At 66.1% G+C, this 15,605-nt stretch carries 15 protein-coding genes; 9 read left to right on the top strand and 6 right to left on the bottom strand.

Annotated elements, in window-relative coordinates:
- Nucleotides 1–64: 64 nt before the first annotated feature.
- Nucleotides 65–1,426 (top strand): MFS transporter, encoded by a 1,362-nt coding sequence (locus tag ACRB8A_RS04565; RefSeq protein ID WP_432245679.1) that lies wholly within the window; start codon nucleotides 65–67, stop codon nucleotides 1,424–1,426.
- A 47-nt stretch (nucleotides 1,427–1,473) separates the two neighbouring features.
- The gene (locus tag ACRB8A_RS04570; protein WP_285241415.1) at nucleotides 1,474–1,680 is read left to right on the top strand and encodes a hypothetical protein; all 207 of its coding nucleotides are present in this window, start codon (nucleotides 1,474–1,476) and stop codon (nucleotides 1,678–1,680) included.
- A 13-nt stretch (nucleotides 1,681–1,693) separates the two neighbouring features.
- On the opposite strand, the gene ACRB8A_RS04575 is transcribed toward ACRB8A_RS04570, so the two are convergent.
- Nucleotides 1,694–2,440 carry an ArsR/SmtB family transcription factor gene (locus ACRB8A_RS04575; protein ID WP_050683903.1) on the bottom strand — a complete coding sequence of 249 codons (747 nt, stop codon included), beginning with the start codon at nucleotides 2,438–2,440 and terminating at the stop codon, nucleotides 1,694–1,696.
- A 247-nt stretch (nucleotides 2,441–2,687) separates the two neighbouring features.
- Between ACRB8A_RS04575 and ACRB8A_RS04580 the strand changes: the two genes are divergently transcribed.
- Nucleotides 2,688–3,221, top strand: coding sequence for a hypothetical protein (locus ACRB8A_RS04580; protein ID WP_432245680.1), 534 nt, complete (start codon nucleotides 2,688–2,690; stop codon nucleotides 3,219–3,221).
- Nucleotides 3,222–3,251: 30 nt separating this feature from the next.
- Here the strand turns inward: ACRB8A_RS04580 and ACRB8A_RS04585 are convergent, their stop codons facing one another.
- Nucleotides 3,252–4,508, bottom strand: a complete 1,257-nt coding sequence (locus tag ACRB8A_RS04585; RefSeq protein WP_432245681.1) for an MFS transporter — start codon at nucleotides 4,506–4,508, stop codon at nucleotides 3,252–3,254.
- A 270-nt stretch (nucleotides 4,509–4,778) separates the two neighbouring features.
- On the opposite strand from ACRB8A_RS04585, the gene ACRB8A_RS04590 reads away from it, so the two are divergent.
- From ACRB8A_RS04590 to ACRB8A_RS04600, 3 genes are all read left to right on the top strand, one after another.
- On the top strand, nucleotides 4,779–5,693 hold the full coding sequence (locus ACRB8A_RS04590; protein WP_432245682.1) for a 2-hydroxyacid dehydrogenase: 915 nt from the start codon (nucleotides 4,779–4,781) through the stop codon (nucleotides 5,691–5,693).
- Between the two features lie 61 nt (nucleotides 5,694–5,754).
- On the top strand, nucleotides 5,755–6,225 hold the full coding sequence (locus tag ACRB8A_RS04595) for an SRPBCC family protein (protein ID WP_432245683.1): 471 nt from the start codon (nucleotides 5,755–5,757) through the stop codon (nucleotides 6,223–6,225).
- A gap of 3 nt (nucleotides 6,226–6,228) precedes the next feature.
- Nucleotides 6,229–6,573 carry an iron chaperone gene (locus ACRB8A_RS04600; protein WP_050683898.1) on the top strand — a complete coding sequence of 115 codons (345 nt, stop codon included), beginning with the start codon at nucleotides 6,229–6,231 and terminating at the stop codon, nucleotides 6,571–6,573.
- Between the two features lie 9 nt (nucleotides 6,574–6,582).
- Here the strand turns inward: ACRB8A_RS04600 and ACRB8A_RS04605 are convergent, their stop codons facing one another.
- Entirely contained in the window at nucleotides 6,583–7,446 is an 864-nt protein-coding gene (locus ACRB8A_RS04605; RefSeq protein WP_056596214.1) for a sugar phosphate isomerase/epimerase family protein, read from the bottom strand.
- A gap of 333 nt (nucleotides 7,447–7,779) precedes the next feature.
- Here ACRB8A_RS04605 and ACRB8A_RS04610 point away from each other — a divergent pair, with 333 nt between their 5' ends.
- On the top strand, nucleotides 7,780–8,736 hold the full coding sequence (locus tag ACRB8A_RS04610) for a hypothetical protein (protein ID WP_432245684.1): 957 nt from the start codon (nucleotides 7,780–7,782) through the stop codon (nucleotides 8,734–8,736).
- Here the strand turns inward: ACRB8A_RS04610 and ACRB8A_RS04615 are convergent.
- Nucleotides 8,733–10,598: a hypothetical protein gene (locus ACRB8A_RS04615; RefSeq protein WP_432245685.1), complete on the bottom strand. Its 1,866-nt coding sequence runs from the start codon at nucleotides 10,596–10,598 to the stop codon at nucleotides 8,733–8,735. The genes ACRB8A_RS04610 and ACRB8A_RS04615 overlap by 4 nt on opposite strands.
- A 352-nt stretch (nucleotides 10,599–10,950) precedes the next feature.
- Here ACRB8A_RS04615 and ACRB8A_RS04620 point away from each other — a divergent pair, with 352 nt between their 5' ends.
- Nucleotides 10,951–11,331 (top strand): VOC family protein, encoded by a 381-nt coding sequence (locus tag ACRB8A_RS04620; protein WP_050683894.1) that lies wholly within the window; start codon nucleotides 10,951–10,953, stop codon nucleotides 11,329–11,331.
- Between the two features lie 112 nt (nucleotides 11,332–11,443).
- Here the strand turns inward: ACRB8A_RS04620 and ACRB8A_RS04625 are convergent, their stop codons facing one another.
- The gene (locus tag ACRB8A_RS04625; RefSeq protein ID WP_285241398.1) at nucleotides 11,444–12,697 is read right to left on the bottom strand and encodes an MFS transporter; all 1,254 of its coding nucleotides are present in this window, start codon (nucleotides 12,695–12,697) and stop codon (nucleotides 11,444–11,446) included.
- A complete protein-coding gene (locus ACRB8A_RS04630; protein ID WP_432245686.1) occupies nucleotides 12,694–13,167 on the bottom strand; it encodes a MarR family winged helix-turn-helix transcriptional regulator in 474 nt (157 codons plus the stop codon). Before ACRB8A_RS04630 ends, ACRB8A_RS04625 begins: the two co-directional genes overlap by 4 nt.
- Nucleotides 13,168–13,539: 372 nt before the next feature.
- On the opposite strand from ACRB8A_RS04630, the gene ACRB8A_RS04635 reads away from it, so the two are divergent.
- A complete protein-coding gene (locus ACRB8A_RS04635; protein WP_432245687.1) occupies nucleotides 13,540–15,597 on the top strand; it encodes a beta-galactosidase in 2,058 nt (685 codons plus the stop codon).
- Nucleotides 15,598–15,605: the final 8 nt, after the last annotated feature.

Here is a 15,605-nt window from a genome sequence, read left to right on the forward strand (position 1 = left end):
CCGACGCGCAAAGCGGCAAGGTACTTTGCGCGTCGCCTGCTGACCTGCCTGCCAGACTGTTACCGTGAGCAACAAACCGCGGCCCTCCCTGGCCCTCGCCGGCCTCAGCCTGGGCGCCTCGCTGAACCCGCTGAACTCGTCCATGATCGCTGTGGCCCTGGTGGTGCTGCGCGCCGACTTCGGTTTGGATGTGGCCGCGGTGACCTGGGTGGTCACCTCGTTCTACCTGGCATCGGCTGCCGGGCAGCCCGTGATGGGCAGGCTCGCGGACCGGTTCGGGCCGCGGCGGATGTTTACGCTCGGCATGGCGTTGGTGGCCGTCACCTGCGTGCTGGCGCCGCTGGCCCCGAACTTCGCGCTGCTGTGCGTGGCCCGGGCAGTGATGGCACTGGGCACCGCCACCGCGTATCCCAGCGCCGTGGTGATGGTGGGCGCCATCGCCCAACAGGCCAGGGTCGAATCGGCCAAACCATTGGGCAGGCTGCAGATGGCCAATACGTCCGCCGCGGCCGTGGGGCCCGTGGTGGGCGGGTTGCTGGTGGGTTTTGTGGGTTGGGAGGCGTTGTTCCTCATCAATGTGCCGCTGGCTGTGGCTGCCCTGCTGATGGTGCGGCAGGCAGCGCCGGCGGATGAGGTCCGCGAGCGCGGCAGCGTGGCCTCGCTGCTGCGGGACTCCGACCTTCCCGGGATCCTGGCCTTCATCGGTGCGCTGCTCCTGGTGATGATGGCCGCCCTGAACGTTGCTCCCGGGTACCGCTGGTGGATGCTGGCCGCCGGAACAGCCCTCGCCGGCCTCTTTGCGTGGCGCGAACTCCGCTTCAGCCCGCCGTTCCTGGACCTCCGGCTGCTGGGCCGGAACAAGCCCCTGCTGCTTGTGTACCTGGGCTTCGCGGTGTTCAGCAGCGTGTACTACTTTGTGTTTTTTGGCCTGCCCCAGCTGCTGCAGGAAGCGGGCGGGTACGCGCCCGGCGTCGTGGGCCTGCTGATGCTGCCCCTGGCGACCATGTCCGTGGTGGCCACACCTTGGGCCGTGAAGGCCATCGGGAAATTCGGCGTGCGCCGGGTGCTGATTGCCGGCGTCGTCCTCCTCTCCGCGGTGGCCGGGCTGATGTGGCTGCTGACCGGCACCCTGGCCATCCCGGTGGTGGTGGTGCTGGCGGCTTTGATGGGTATCCCGTACGGGACCGTCAGCATCGCCTCCAACCAGGGCATGTTTGTATCCACCCGGCCGCAGGAACGGGGCGTGGCCGCGGGGATCTTCCAGACGTGCCGGTACGTGGGCGCCATTACCGCCACGGTGCTGATCGGGGTGTTTGCCGGCGGCGGCGTGGACCAGGCCAGCTGGGCGCGGATGGTGCTGGCCATGCTGGTGTTGTGCGCGGTCACGTTCGGCGTGACCCTGCTGTGGCGTCAACGCACTGACTGACCGAAGGTCAAGCCCCTTGGCGGGCACCGGGGGGTTACCGTGGAAGCATGGACTTCCCGAGGGCAACGCTGTATCTGGACATTGCCGCCAAGGGGCTGGGCCTGCTCGGTGTGGCGCTGATGATCTTTGGCCGTGACGGTTGGTTCTTCGCCGGTGTGGTGGCCGTGTTCCTTGGTGTGGTGCTGGGAGGCTGGAACATGCTGGCCGGCAGGAGGATGCGCCGCCGCGGCTGGGACGGCACCCGCCGCGGCTGACCGCCGTCGGCCGTTACGTATACAGCAGGGACCCAGGCGTGGTGAGTTTCTCCCCGGTTTCCAGCCACGTTTTCAGGCCGGAGAGGATCATGGGCCAGCCGCCGTAAAGCTGGTCGTTGGCGCCGTCGCGGAGGTCGCTGTGGGTGACGATGAGGCGGCAGGAATCGCCGACGGGCTCGATTTCCCACGTGATGGTGGAGGAGCCCTCGGCCTTGACGTCCTCGCCCCACAGGGCCTGCATGGTCTGGACCAGCCTGCGGGGCGGGTCGACCTCCAGGTTCACTCCCTCGCCAAGGCGTGCGCCGCCGTTCGACATCACAAATTTTCCGCCGGGCGTCCAGTCCGCTTCGAGGGTGTTGCCGAACTGGTACTGGCTGCGGATATTGCTGTCCGTGATCGCTTCCCACAGCCGTTCCGGCGTGGTTTTGATGTAGATTTCGAAGATTTTTTCCATGGGACTTTCCAATCTGGATTTGAGGTCGCTGAGGGCAGCGGCCCATGGTGCAGCGAATTTGCTGACCCAGCGGTCGTGGACCAGCCGGATGGGAACGGGGTTGAGGAAATGCAGCTTTTCCCGCCCCCGACGGCGGGTCACCACCAGGCCCGCACCCTCAAGGATGCGGAGGTGCTTGGCGATCCCGAAACGGGTCATGGTGAAGTGCGACTCGAGGGCCCCCAGTGGTTGCCCGTCCTCGCGGAACAGCGCATCGAGCAGATCCCTGCGGGTGGGGTCGGCGAGTGCCTTGAACACATCATCCATACTCCCCAGGATAGGTGACCATATGGTCACCTATCAAGGGGTTGGGTGTAGTAAGTGATTGTTGACTCTGCGGAGCTTCTGAGTAGTCTCACTCGCGTACACGTTGAACTGTTTTGCCGGTGGGTGTCCAGGACCGGACACGGATCCCGGCGTTGAGCGCCCGCAGCTCTGCAGCTGGACGGTCCGGCGGCGCGGCCAGTTATCTGACTGCGGCCAGCAAGGCCGCCGGTAAAAATCGGAGCCCGTTATGAAAACCACCACAGCACGCCGTTTTGCCCATACCACCCTGCTCGCCGCCGCACTCGCAGCCATCCCGACGGCGGCCGGTGCGGTTCCGCCGCAGCCGGGCACTCCCATGGCAGAAAGTTTCTCCTACGACTTTCCTGCCGGTGTCGCCTGCGCCGGTTTCGACCTGCGGGTGGACGCCTCCGGCGCCACCGGACGGGTCAGGGAGCTGCTCGATCGGAACGGTGACGTAGTACGGGAGCTGACCACGGGCCGGGGCTACGACCTGACCTTCACCAACCTCGCCACCAACAAAACATATTTTGTTCGTTCCAGCGGCTCCAGCCAGGTGACCATCCCCAACACCGATGGGACCTTCAGCTCCGTCATCCGCGGCTCGGCCCTCATCATCCTTTTCCCTGATGACAAGCCGGCAGGACCCATCAGCTACGTCATCAAGGGCCGCAGCGCCTTCGACTTGCTGGCCAACAGGAGTACCTTCACCTCCCTGGAGATCCAGGGGAGGATAACCGACGTCTGCGCGGTACTGGGATAGGTAGCAGACGATAGCGGGCTGGGCCCGAGGCTAGGGGGTAGGTGCCTGCGTCTGGTCGCGGGCGCTGCCCTGGACCGGCCGCGGATCCAGCCACAACCGCTCCCGCGGCCCGGCTGGGTACGCGTACCGTTTCCCGCCAAACGCGATGGCCAGCGCCACCACAACCGGCAGGGCGGCGGCGACCGGGACCAGCAGCGGCCCGCCCGCCACCAGCGCTGCCGACCCGTACAGGGCACCGATGGTGATGCCCAGCTGGATGGTCAGGACGGTGAGCCCGTTGGCGGCCTCCTGGTATTCGCCGCCGGCGCGCAGGATGGCGGACTGGTTGTAGATCCCGATCGCACCGATACCGGCACCCCAGACGGTCATGAGGATCAGGGCCACCACAAAGTTGCCCACCGCCAGCGGCAGGAAAGCCATCGAGACGGCGATGGCCGCCGTCGTGATCAGCAACGAACGGCGCGGCCGTGAATCAACGGTGAGGCCAGCGATCCAGATGCCCAGCAGGCCCGCGAGCCCCAGGACGGTCAGGGACAGGCTGATGGCGTAGTCGGGGAAACCGGCCGCGCGGATGAACGGGGCAATGTAGGTGAACAGCGCGAAGTGCGCCAGGACCAGCAGCGGCCAGGCGATGGCAATGGCTTTCACTCCGGGCTGGGCGATGGCCTTGCGGAGGGAGGGGCGGACGGCATCCGGGATGCGCTGGACCCGCGGCAGCAGGAAAAACGCCAGCACCGTCAGGAGCAGGCCGAATCCGGCCAGAACCAGGAACGCCGACCGCCAGCCCACCAGCGTGCCCAGCGCCGTGCCCACGGGCGCGCCGATGGCCAGGCCCAGGCTGTTGCCGCTGAACACGATGGCCAGGGCCTTGCCCACTTTGTCCGCCGGCACTACGCGGGTGACAAACGGCGCCATGGTGGTCCACAGCAGCCCGTGCGCCAGTCCGCCGATCAGCCGCGCCACCATGGCTGCGGTGAAGTCCGGAGCCAGGGCCACCATCGCGTTGCTCAGCGCGAACGTCAGCACCAGCGCCACCAGCAGCGTATGCCGGGGAATCCGGGCCAGCAGCCGGGCCGCCGGCACCACCGTCACCACAATCACCGCGGCGTAGGCGGCGGCAAGATAGCCGGCCACCGGCTCGGACACGTCCAGGCCCGCACTGATCTGGGGCAACAGGCCGGACGGCAGGAGTTCGGTGGTGATGGCGGTGAAGGCGATGGTGGCCAGCACCAGCAACGGGGCGTACGGGAAACGGGTATTTTCCGGCGCGGAAATCGCGGACGACATGGGAGGGGGGATCCATTCAGGGGGAGAGGTGGAAGACGGCTCGCTGGCCGGTCAATTCCTCCCTTAAATTTACAGGATTCCCGGCGCCGATGGGCGTATGACGCCGGGCGGCGTTACGCGCCGTCATACGGACCCAAGCGGCGTATGTGGCCGCCCTGCCGGTACGTTGGAGGGGAGGAAGCTCCGGTCGCCCGGGCCGGGGCAACAGGACCAGGGAGGCGCCATGCGCGCAATGGATATGGCAGCAATCGGGCATGGGACGGTGGCTGCGTGACGGCGCTGCGGGTGAGCCTGCCCGATGAACGCCTCCTTGCGGCACTCGAGCCGGTTGACGGCGTCGAATTTATCCAGTGGGACCTCTCGGGGACTGCGCCTGAGGGACGCCTGGACCTTCTGGTGCCGCCGTACATGGGCAAGCCTGCCGCGCTCGCCGCACTCAACGGCGTCGAGGTGCGGGTGGTGCAGAGCCAGTCCATCGGGTACGACGGCGTCGCCTCCGTCCTGCCCGACGGTTGCCGTTTCGCCAACGCAGCCAGCGTCCACGAGACGTCGACGGCGGAACTCGCCTTGGGAATGATGATCGCCAGCCAGCGGGGGATTCCCGATTTCGCCCGGAACCAGGCGTCGGGCACGTGGGACAGCTCCATGCGGCCCAGCCTCGCGGACCGCCGCGTGCTGCTGGTGGGCTACGGGGGAGTGGGCAAGGCCATCGAGGACCGGCTCCTGCCGTTTGAAGCGGAGGTTACCCGCCTGGCCAGCCGTGAGCGGGACGAAACTGCCGGGAAAATCCACGGCATCGACTCCCTGTACCGGCAACTGCCGCTGCACGAGATTGTGGTGGTCAGCGTTCCGCTCAGCGATACGACCCGGCACCTCGTGGATGCAAGATTCCTGGCGGCCATGCCGGACGGTGCCCTGCTGGTGAATGTGGCCCGCGGACCGGTGGCGGACACAGCGGCGCTGCTGGCCGAAACTCGCTCGGGGAGGCTCCGGGCGGCCCTTGACGTCACGGATCCCGAACCGCTGCCTGCGGACCACCCGCTGTGGACCACCCCCGGCGTGCTGATCACACCACACGTGGGTGGCGCCAGCACGGCCATGTTTCCTCGGATGGTCCGGCTGATCCGGCAGCAGATCGACCTGCTGAAGGACGGAAAAGAGCCGGTGAATATCGTCCTCGGCTGACGGTCGGGAAGCGTCCTGCACGCACCTACCCAAGAGCGGGACCGGCTCCTATGCTTGCCTTATGTCTACCTATGAAGTCCGCCGCAGTGCGGTCATTCCTGCCAGCGCCAATGAGATATTTCCGCTGGTCAACAGCTTCCGAGAGTGGACCGCCTGGTCGCCCTGGGAGAGCGTGGACCCCGGCATGGACCGGCGGTATTTCGGACCCGACACCGGTGTGGGTGCCGGTTATGAGTGGAGCGGCAACCGCAAGGCCGGCAGCGGCACCATGGAGATCGTGGAGTCCGTGCCGGACAGTACCGTCAAGGTCCGGCTGCAGTTCACCAAGCCGTTCAAGGCCCTGAACCCCACCACCTTCACGTTCACCTCCGTTCCCGGCGGCACCGAGGTCCAGTGGCGGATGACCGGCGAGAACAAGGGAGCTGCCAAAATCTTCGCGTTCTTCGTGAACATGGACAAGATGGTGGGCTCGGACTTCGAGCGCGGCCTTGCATCGCTGGCCGGCACCGTGGCGGCCAGGAAAAAGGGCTGACTTATGGGGACCGTGGCCGAGGCGTTGGCAGCAATGCCGGAGCCGGGCCGCGGTTGCCTTGAGCGGGTAATCCGGATCGCCTATGACCTGGCCCCGGAGGCAAGCGAAGGGGTCAGCTACGGCATGCCGGCACTGAAACTGGACGGTAAGCCCCTCATCGCCGTGGTGGCAGCAGCCAGGCATCTGTCTATTTACCCGTTCTCGGGTTCCGTAGTGGCTGCCGTTGCCGGAACGCTGGAAGGGTTTTCGCTGTCCAGGGGGACCATCCGTTTCTCACCCGAACATCCCGTTCCGGACAGCGTGGTGGCTGAGATTGTCCGGCTCCGGATGGCGGAAATCAGGGGCTGAGCCGCGGCGCTATGCCAGCAGCATGGCCACGGTGTTGCGCAGCGACGATGCGACCAGGACGTCGTCCTGCTCCGCCACCTTGTCGCAGAAGATCTCGGGGCAGTACCAGCCGTCGAAGCCGGTCGCCTTGGTGGCGTCCACCCATTCCTGCAGCGGAATGTTCCCGGCTCCGGTCCATACGTTGCGTGAAGAGGACTGGTCCGGGACGTCGCCGGCTGCAACCGGCAGGCCATCACAAACGTGGACAGCGGCAATGATCTCTGCCGGAAGGGCAGCGACTTGCTCCACGGTGTCGCCGGTGACCCAGAAATGCCAGAAATCCACGCACAGCTTTGCGTTGGGCCGGTCAATGGTTTCGAGAATCTGCAGGGCCTGGGCCAGCCGGTTGACAGGAGCCCAGGCCAGCGGCTCAAGGTAGAGGCCAACGCCGTGGTCGGCCGCAATGTCGGCAGCCAGGGCCACCCGCCGGGCGGTATCGGCGAGGGCGTCCTTTTCATCCATGCCCAGTGTGCCGCGGAAGCGGGCATCTCCGGGGGCCAGGATCCCGGCCTTGAAATCGTGCACCACGCGGACGTCCACGGGGCCTGTGCACATCTGGACGAAGGGCGCACCCACCACTTGCGCCACCTGGGCCAGCCGGGTGGCGTCCCGGATGAAGTCCTGGTCCGGCGCCTCCTGGATTGCCCCTACACCGGAAACCGGGAATCCAGCCAGGGCGGGTAACAGGTCCTGGGCGGTATAGCCGGCATCGAGGAAACGGAACAGCTTCGGGGTCTGCAACTCCACCGCGTCATAGCCCGCCGCTTTGGCCACCGCAATATCCCGCAAAGTGGTGCCATGGAACGCGGCAGTTGAGTTCATCGAAATCTTCATTGGTTCCTTCAGTTGCGGTTGCCGGGGCAAGAATTGGAGCGCTCTAATACTTGTGGAACTTTGTCATGACAAAGTTTTGCTGTCAATGGCGATTCGCGGCACGCCATGAGGGGCAAGAAGCTGGCCGGATTCCTGAAACCTGGGTTTTCCGGCGATTCAGCGCCTGTCATTGCGCACCACAAGGCTCCGGAGTACTGTGTGCCCACGGCATGGCGGGCGGCACAGCGTAAGAAGGCGATCCGGATGTGGTTCGGCGGCGTTTCCCAGGAACGGTCCCATCAAAAACAGGGCAAGGACCAGCGGATAAAACCACCACGGCCCCGTTTGGTCCTTGTGCCTTCGCTGGTTCTGGTTGTTGTCGTTGCCGTGGCCGGCTGCAGCGCTGCGGAACCCGCCGGCGCCGGGCCGGAAAACGTTGGCCAACCCGTGGCGGAAGGGACGGCCGACGCCAATGAGGCGGCTTTCCTGGATGCGCAGACGCAGGCGACGGCCACCAAAGCAAAGACAGTGGGACCTGCTCCGAACTCCGCCGGCCAGGCGGCGCTGGCACCGGGCAGCCCCGATCCAGGGTGCCAGTTGCTGTGGCCCCGTCGGCAGTTTCCCGTGCCGGAATCCGACGCGGAACGCACCTACCTGGACCAGATCGTTGCCTGCGCGGGTGGGGCAACGCTGCGGATCACCAACAACTCCAAAATGGTGTGGGCCTTCTACAGTCCTGACAAAACCACGGTCACACCGGTGGCGCCAACGGACACGATGGTGTTGTTCCACCAGGTGGCGTTCGAAAAGAAGCTGCATCTGTCGGCATTTATGGTCCCCGGCGAGACAGTTTCGGTCCCCATCGGGGCGGCGGAGAGCCTGTCCTGGTTGCTGGATCCGTTTTTGTCACTGGCCTGGACCGGCGGTGCCTGGCTTGAACAGGGAACCGCAAAGGCCGCGAAAGCCGGGACCAAGTACCTGTTCGCCCGCGGCTCCCCGGGCCGGAAGGCGGTGTGGGATTGCACGGAGGCCGTTTACAAGGCGGCTGCTGCGGGGACCTCCGATGTTGCAACCTGGGATACCGGAAAGACGCTTAAAACCGGGCTTGGCCTCTCCTTCGGTGCCGGCAAGTGCGCCACCTCCTGGCAGGCGGCCCGGCAGTCCGCGGCGGACCTTCCGCCGCTGGCGGCGATCCAGAATGCGCGTGGGCAGGCGCAAATCCTGGAGGCCGACGCCGGGCTGGTCAAGCAGGGTGCCAAGGCCTTCAAGCTGACGCTCTGCGCCGTACGGCGGGTCTTCTGCAAACCCTAGGGCTGGCGCGGGGGCCGGGAGGCCAGCGGTTCGACGCCGGTGCCCCGGTTGCTTTCATAGACCAGTACCAGGGCTGTTCCCACGCCCACGGCGGCCATGGTGGGGCCCGCCACGAAATACAGCGGCAGCAGCGTAGCTGTCCACACACCAGCCGCATAAAGCCACACCCACGGCCAAGGGTTCCCGGCGTCGGTCAGCGGGCCCCGGCGGGGCAGGTCACCAGGTTTCCGGTTCGGCCTCAGCTGAGAAAGGGTTCTTTTCCTGCGCCGCTCTACCAGCCCGTGCAGCCAGTTCCACAGGGGGCCGTTGAGTACCGCGATGTAAAAGGCAGCGATGAGCGCTGCTGCCACAGCGTTGGACGGCCAGGTGCCGGGCGCCTGCCAGCTGAAGCCCCCGTAGGAGCAGAACCAGGCTACCCACCACTGCACCTCCGTACCGTCCGCCGGGCTGCACTGCAGTGCCGCCTGCAGCGGCTTCAACGTGCTCAGCCACGACATGATGGGCGGGGCAAGCCCCACCCCGGCAATAGATGCCAAGGCCCGGGTAGCCGCCAGGCTTTTGACCATGACCCGGTGGGGACGGAGCCTCCGGTCCGTAGGGTCGCCGATCGGGATGCCTACGGGGGCGGGCGCCGGCGCTCCGCCGCCCGCCACTGGCGGCAGGACGAGCCGCGCCAGTGGGTCGATGACCTCGACCCGGTTCCGCGAATAGACGATGTGATCGTAAATCAGGGCTGCCCGGTTGTAGATGGCGTGTTCCTCGGGACCGGGCCCTGGGGCGGGGTTTTTGGGATTGTTCCGGTCAAACAGGTTCTCGAACACCGGCCGCGTGCCGTTGTGATCCGTGCTGATGGGACCTGCGGGGACAAAATCGAACTTTCCCCACATGTTGATCCAGCGGAACCTGGTGTTGTGCATCCAGTCCGCAACGGGATCTGTTCCGTTGCCGCCCCATTTGGCGTACCCCAGTAGCCCCACTCCACTGCCTACGGTGACGAAGTTGGTCACTTGGGCGCTGCAGCCACTCAGCCCTTTCTGGAAGAGGACCTGGGCACTCACTGCTGCACCCTGGCTGTGCGCCACCAACGTGATCGGGATGCCCAGGGCATTCCAGGGGGAAAGGGTCCGGATAATGCGCTGGCGCATTGCCGCAGCTTGCAGCGGCCGGCGGAGCCACACCTGGGGATCACCAAGAAACTCGGCGAACAGGCCGACGAAAGCTCCCACGAAGCGGCCCAGGCCGGGCACGTTTGCCAGGAAGATCACCACTCCCAGCAGGGCCAAACCCGGAATCAGGACCACAAAACCCAGAACGGCGGTGCTGGCAGACAGGATGACCTGTTTGATGCGCTTGAGCAACCAGAAGGGATTGCTGCGGGACGGACGCCCCGCATAAAGGTTCCACCACAGGAGCTCCATGGACCGGCCGTAAACCTTCGGCATCATGGTCCAGGCCCACGAATACGTGTCCGTGGCGGTGGCGGGAACGAAGTCCGCGCCCCAGGAGGCCTCGGTGATCAGGATGGTGGCGTATTCGGGGTGGTGCTCCGCCCCGGGGCCTGGGTTGTGGCGGCGCAGGACGCGGGCGCGGATGGAGGGAGTATCGATCACGGCGGAGGCGTCGGTGATGATCAGCGGCGCACACGTCAGGCAGCCCACATCGTCCAGTGCGTAGTCGCGGAAGCTCTGCGCCAGCGGCTGTGCCCATTCCTGCAGCGTCCCGCCCTTCAGCGCCTTGCCCATGCCGTGGACAAACACCACCACCTGGTCCGGGGGTAGCTCCCCGGTGCTGGAAACAGGTGCCTGCCCGGGAAGGCGCCACCAGGACCGGAGTGCCGGAATCACGCGATTGAGGGACCACATAGGTAAATAGTGCGCGGAAAATGATCCGGCGGAACCGGGAAAAAGCGCCGCATTTAGGGGATTCCCCGCACATCGGGGTGCGGGTTGCCGCAGGGCGCCGCGCCCGGCGCAGCCAGATGGCAAGTGCCGCATAAATTCCCTATATCGCCGCAGCCCGTTCAGTTCCATAATGGCCTCATAAGCTACGGGGATTCCCGCGCCACGATGCCGGCCAATGACGGCCGTACCGGGCGCCCGGGTCCCAAGTGGCCGCCCCGGCAGTCGGCGGAACGGGCGGCGACGCGGCCCGGCAGGGGGCCGCAACAGGGGGCGCGCAGAACCGCCGGAGCGAAAAAGCACAAAGGAAATCATCATGCTGAAGGATTCAAATATCATGGCGGTCCTCGCGGCCAAGGACATCAACAGGGCCAAGGATTTCTACCGGGACAAGTTGGGAATGGAGCCGTCCGGGTCAATGGAGGAGGACAGCCTGATGTACACGGCCGGCGGTGGCACCGGCTTCCTGATCTACCAGACTGAAAACGCCGGTTCGGCGAAGAACACCCAGATGGGGTGGGAGACGGACAACCTGGAACGCGACATGGAGGAACTCCGCGGACGTGGTGTCACCTTCGAGGAGTACGACTTCCCCGGGCTGAAGACGGAGAACGGCGTGGTTGCCAATGAATGGGGCAAATCCGCCTGGTTCCTGGACAGCGAAGGGAACATCCTCAACCTTTCCCAGCGCCTCTGAAGCGCCGGGACAGGAAGCAGCAGCAGTACGACGGCGGGATCCGGCGCGCTGGGCCAGCCACGTTGGGAAGGTGGCGGGGAAGCGGTGGCCGGGTGCCGCCGTCGTGCGCTAACTAAACCGCGGGTGCCCGCTTGATGGCGGAGCGGAGCGTGGTGCGCAGCGTGAGGTGGTTGCGCCGGCTGACCACAATTACTGCAACGAGCGCGGTCAGCAGCACGATGATGCCGCCGGCGGCCACCGACCAGCGGGCGCCGAACTCGGATCCGATCCAACCCATCAGCGGGGCGCCCAGGGCGGTGCCGCCCTGCAGGATGGCCAGGTAGAGCGCCAGGACCCGGCCGCGGAACTGCGGTTCCACGGAAAGCTGGATGCTGGTGTTGCAGCTGTTCAGGAACGTGATGGACGCCAGGCCCACCGGGATCAGGATGACGGCGTACAGCCAGAATGTCGGCGATACGCTGCCCAGGATGGTGAAGAAGCCCAGGCCCAGGGCGCCGCCCAGGAGCAGGCGGAGCCGGGGCCCGGACCGGCGTGCCGCCAGCAGCGCACCGGCCAGCGTACCCACGGCCATGATGGAGCCCAGCAGGCCGAACTCGCCGGGTCCCATCCGGAATTCCGTGGTGGCCATCAGCGCGTTGGTGATGGGAAAGTTCATGCCGAAGGCGCCCAGGATCCCCACCAGCACCATGATCAGCACCAGGTCCGGGCGGCGCCGGACGTAGGCGATGCCCTCGGCCACTTGGTGTTTGCTGCGGCTGACGGTCGCAGGCTGCGCCAGTTCCGAGGTGCGGATCCGGAACAGCGAGAAGATGACCGCGGCGAAGCTTGCGGCGTTGATCAGGAACACCGGGCCGGTGCCCACCCAGGCGATCAGCACACCGGCGATGGCGGGGCCGGTGAGCCTTGCGGTGTTGAAGGAAGCGGAGTTCAGGGCCACGGCGTTGGCGATGTTGTCCTGGCCCACCAGCTCCGAGACAAAAGCCTGGCGTGCGGGTGCATCGATGGCGCTGGCGATGCCCAGGCACAGGGCGGCTACATACGCGTGCCAGAGCTGGGCGGTGCCGGTGACCACCAACAGGCCGATGGCCAGGCCGGTCAGGCCCATGGCCAGCTGGGTCCAGAGCAGGATGACGCGTTTGCGGTACCTGTCGGCCAGCACCCCGCCGTAAGGTCCCAGGAGCAGCATGGGCAGGAACTGCAGGCCGGTGGTGATGCCCACTGCGGCGCCGGAATGGTTGGTCAGGACTGTCAGGACCAGCCAGTCCTGGGCCACGCGCTGCATCCAGGTGCCGATGTTTGACACCAGCGCCCCGCCCGCCCAGATCCGGTAGTTGGGGTTTTCCAGGGCCCGGAACATGGCGCTCATTTGCCGCTCATTTCCTGCATCAGCTGGGCGGCCCGGCTAAGGACGCCCCGGTCCTCGTCACTCAGGCCTGCGACCCGCTGTGCCAGCCACGCAGTCCGCTGCTCCCTCGCCTCGGCGAGGACGGCCCGGCCGGCGCCGGTGATGGTGATGTTCACCTGCCGGCCGTCGTCCGGGTGGACCTGCCGGGAGACAAACTCCTGGTCGGCGAGGGCATTGACGATCCGGGTCATGGACGGCGCCTGGACATGTTCGAGGTCCGCCAGGCCGCGCAGGGTGAAGGGGCCGTTGCCGTTCAGGTGGGCCAGCACGGTGTACTGGCCGGGGGTGATGGCATCGCCGGTGGCCTCGATGCGGAGCCGGCGGGATGTCCGCATCACGGCGGTCCGGAGCTCGATGGCCAGGCTGTCCTGCGGGCTGTCCGCAGGAGGGGTGTCTTGAGTCGGGGAAATCGTGGTGTCAGTGCCGGCCATATCCGCGGGTGCGCCTCCTGGCGATAATCGTTAGCAATGCTAATTAGCTTCGCTAACAAGTATCCTCCCGCAGGGTCTGCACGGCAAGGTGCGCGCGGGTGTTCCTCGTCTCAAGCGAACGGTTCCGATAGTTTCCACCCATTCCGTGAAACCGGAAGTGCCGGGCGGTTGATGGCGGGATGGTCTGCGCAGGTCCTGATGCAACGCCGAAGGGTCCCGACCGGTGGCGCCGCGGCAACCTGGGGTCATCTCGAAAGCGGTTGCTTTCTCCGCAGACTGTTGTTATTGCGTAAACTTTACGATAGTTTCTTTCTTGTGATGCAGGTCGCATGGCCGGGATGCCGGCGGCCACATGCCAACCAAAGGACAATGATGACCAGCGAGCCACGCAGCAGCACCCCGGAACAAAGACTCAAGGCCCTGCATCAGCGGCTCGGCGGCATCGCCTACGGCGGGGACTACAACCCCGAGCAGTGGCCCCGCGAGCTCTGGGATGAGGACGTCCGCCTGATGAAGGAAGCCGGCGTCAACCTGGTCACCCTCGCAGTGTTCTCGTGGAGCAGGCTTGAAACGGCGGACGGTATCTACGACTTCGGCTGGCTGGATGAGGTGATGGACCTCCTGCACGCCAACGGCATCGGCGTGGACCTGGCCACCCCGGACGCCGTGCCGCCCGCCTGGCTGATTACCCAGCACCCTGACATCCTCCCGGTCCTGGCGGACGGGTCCACCTTCGGGTTCGGCTCCCGGCAGCACTTCGACGTTTCGCATCCTGTGTACCGGGCCAAATCACTGGCCATGGCGCAAACCATGGGGGAGCGGTACGCCACGCACCCCGCGCTGTGCATGTGGCACGTCAACAACGAATACGGTCCCGTGTCCTACGGCCCGCACGCGGACCGGGCATTCCGGATCTGGCTGCAGGAGAAGTACGGCAGCGTGGACCGGCTCAACCAGGCCTGGAGCACGGATGTGTGGGGCCAGGTCTACTCGGACTGGGCCCAGGTCAACGCGCCGGCCCAGCCCCGCACCTGGTCCAACCCGTCACGCAGGCTGGACTACCACCGGTTCACGTCGGACAGCATGCTGGCCCACTACAAGGCGGAGCGGGACATCCTGCGCACGCACACCCCGGACCTGCCCATCGTCACCAACTTCATGCGCTTCTACAAAAACAACGACTACTGGGCCTGGGCAGCCGAGGAGGACTCCGTGGCCCTGGATATCTACCCGGACCCGCGGGAGGAAGACGCCCACGTGGCGGCGGCCCTGAACTTCGACCTGATGCGCTCGCTGCGCAAAGGCCAGCCGTGGCTGGTCATGGAACAGGCCACCGCCGCTGTCAGCCAGTGGTCCGTGAACGTGTCCAAGCTGCCGGGCAAAATGCGGCTCGGCTCCTACCAGGCCATCGCCCAGGGCGCCGACTCCATCCTGTTTTTCCAGTGGCGGCAGGCCAAGGGCGGCACCGAGCGGTACCACTCCGGCATGGTCAACCACGCCGGTCCCAACACCCGGGTGTTCCGCGAAGTCTGCGGACTGGGCCAGGAGTTGAAGAGCCTTGGCGGCATCGCCGGAACGCGGTCCGCTGCGAAGGTGGCAGTGGTCTTCGACTGGGACTGTTGGTGGGCCCTGGAGCTGGGGAATTCGCCGCGTTCCGACCTTAACTATGCGCAGGAAGTACTCCGCCTGTACCGGCCGTTCTTCGACGCCAACATCACCGTGGACTTTGTGGACACCAAAAGTGACCTCACCCCGTACAGCCTGGTGGTCCTGCCCGCCACGTATTTACTGACGGATGGTGCCGCGCAGCGGATCGAGGACTACGTGGCCGGCGGCGGACGCCTGGTGGCCAGCTACCTGTCCGGCATGGTGGACCAGGACAACACCATCCGCTTGGGCGGCTACCCGGGAGCCCTCCGCACGGTCCTGGGCGCCTGGAGCGAGGAACTGCATCCGCTGGCTGGCGAGGGGGAGGAAGTAAAACTGCGCACGGCCGACGGCGGCACAGCCTCCGCCGGTTACTGGACCGAGCACCTGCACGCCGAGTCCGCTGACGTCCTGGCCAGTTACGGCTCCGGCCGGCTGGAAGGTTTTCCCGCGGTCACCCGCAACTCGTTCGGCAAAGGAACTGCCCTGTATCTGTCAGCCAGGGTAGACGACTCCTACCTGGCGGACCTGCTCGCAACCGAACGCCAGGCTGCCGGAATCCGCCCGGAACTTCAGGCACCTCCGGGAGTCCAGGTCCGGCGTCGTACTGGTACTGCACGCAGCTACCTCCTGGTCCTCAACCACAACGATGCCCCGGCTCTGGTTGACCTGCAGGCCGGCGGCACCGACCTCATTACCGGGAACCCTGTCAGCGGCAGGGTGGAACTGGCCGCGAACGGCGTCCTGGTCATCGACGAACCCACCCCACAGACGGCCCGCTAGGAGGCACC

This window comes from Arthrobacter sp. G.S.26 (assembly GCF_050847375.1).
In the GTDB taxonomy this organism is placed as follows: domain Bacteria; phylum Actinomycetota; class Actinomycetes; order Actinomycetales; family Micrococcaceae; genus Arthrobacter.

Excerpts from the sequence above, each read along its gene's own strand:
- ACRB8A_RS04570 (WP_285241415.1), top strand. The coding sequence starts at position 1,474 with ATGGACTTCCCGAGGGCAACGCTGTATCTGGACATTGCCGCCAAGGGG.
- ACRB8A_RS04620 (WP_050683894.1), top strand. The coding sequence starts at position 10,951 with ATGCTGAAGGATTCAAATATCATGGCGGTCCTCGCGGCCAAGGACATC.
- ACRB8A_RS04630 (WP_432245686.1), bottom strand. The coding sequence starts at position 13,167 with ATGGCCGGCACTGACACCACGATTTCCCCGACTCAAGACACCCCTCCT.
- ACRB8A_RS04605 (WP_056596214.1), bottom strand. The coding sequence starts at position 7,446 with ATGAAGATTTCGATGAACTCAACTGCCGCGTTCCATGGCACCACTTTG.
- ACRB8A_RS04580 (WP_432245680.1), top strand. The coding sequence starts at position 2,688 with ATGAAAACCACCACAGCACGCCGTTTTGCCCATACCACCCTGCTCGCC.
- ACRB8A_RS04625 (WP_285241398.1), bottom strand. The coding sequence starts at position 12,697 with ATGAGCGCCATGTTCCGGGCCCTGGAAAACCCCAACTACCGGATCTGG.
- ACRB8A_RS04575 (WP_050683903.1), bottom strand. The coding sequence starts at position 2,440 with ATGGATGATGTGTTCAAGGCACTCGCCGACCCCACCCGCAGGGATCTG.
- ACRB8A_RS04615 (WP_432245685.1), bottom strand. The coding sequence starts at position 10,598 with ATGTGGTCCCTCAATCGCGTGATTCCGGCACTCCGGTCCTGGTGGCGC.
- ACRB8A_RS04595 (WP_432245683.1), top strand. The coding sequence starts at position 5,755 with ATGTCTACCTATGAAGTCCGCCGCAGTGCGGTCATTCCTGCCAGCGCC.
- ACRB8A_RS04585 (WP_432245681.1), bottom strand. The coding sequence starts at position 4,508 with ATGTCGTCCGCGATTTCCGCGCCGGAAAATACCCGTTTCCCGTACGCC.
- ACRB8A_RS04635 (WP_432245687.1), top strand. The coding sequence starts at position 13,540 with ATGACCAGCGAGCCACGCAGCAGCACCCCGGAACAAAGACTCAAGGCC.
- ACRB8A_RS04600 (WP_050683898.1), top strand. The coding sequence starts at position 6,229 with ATGGGGACCGTGGCCGAGGCGTTGGCAGCAATGCCGGAGCCGGGCCGC.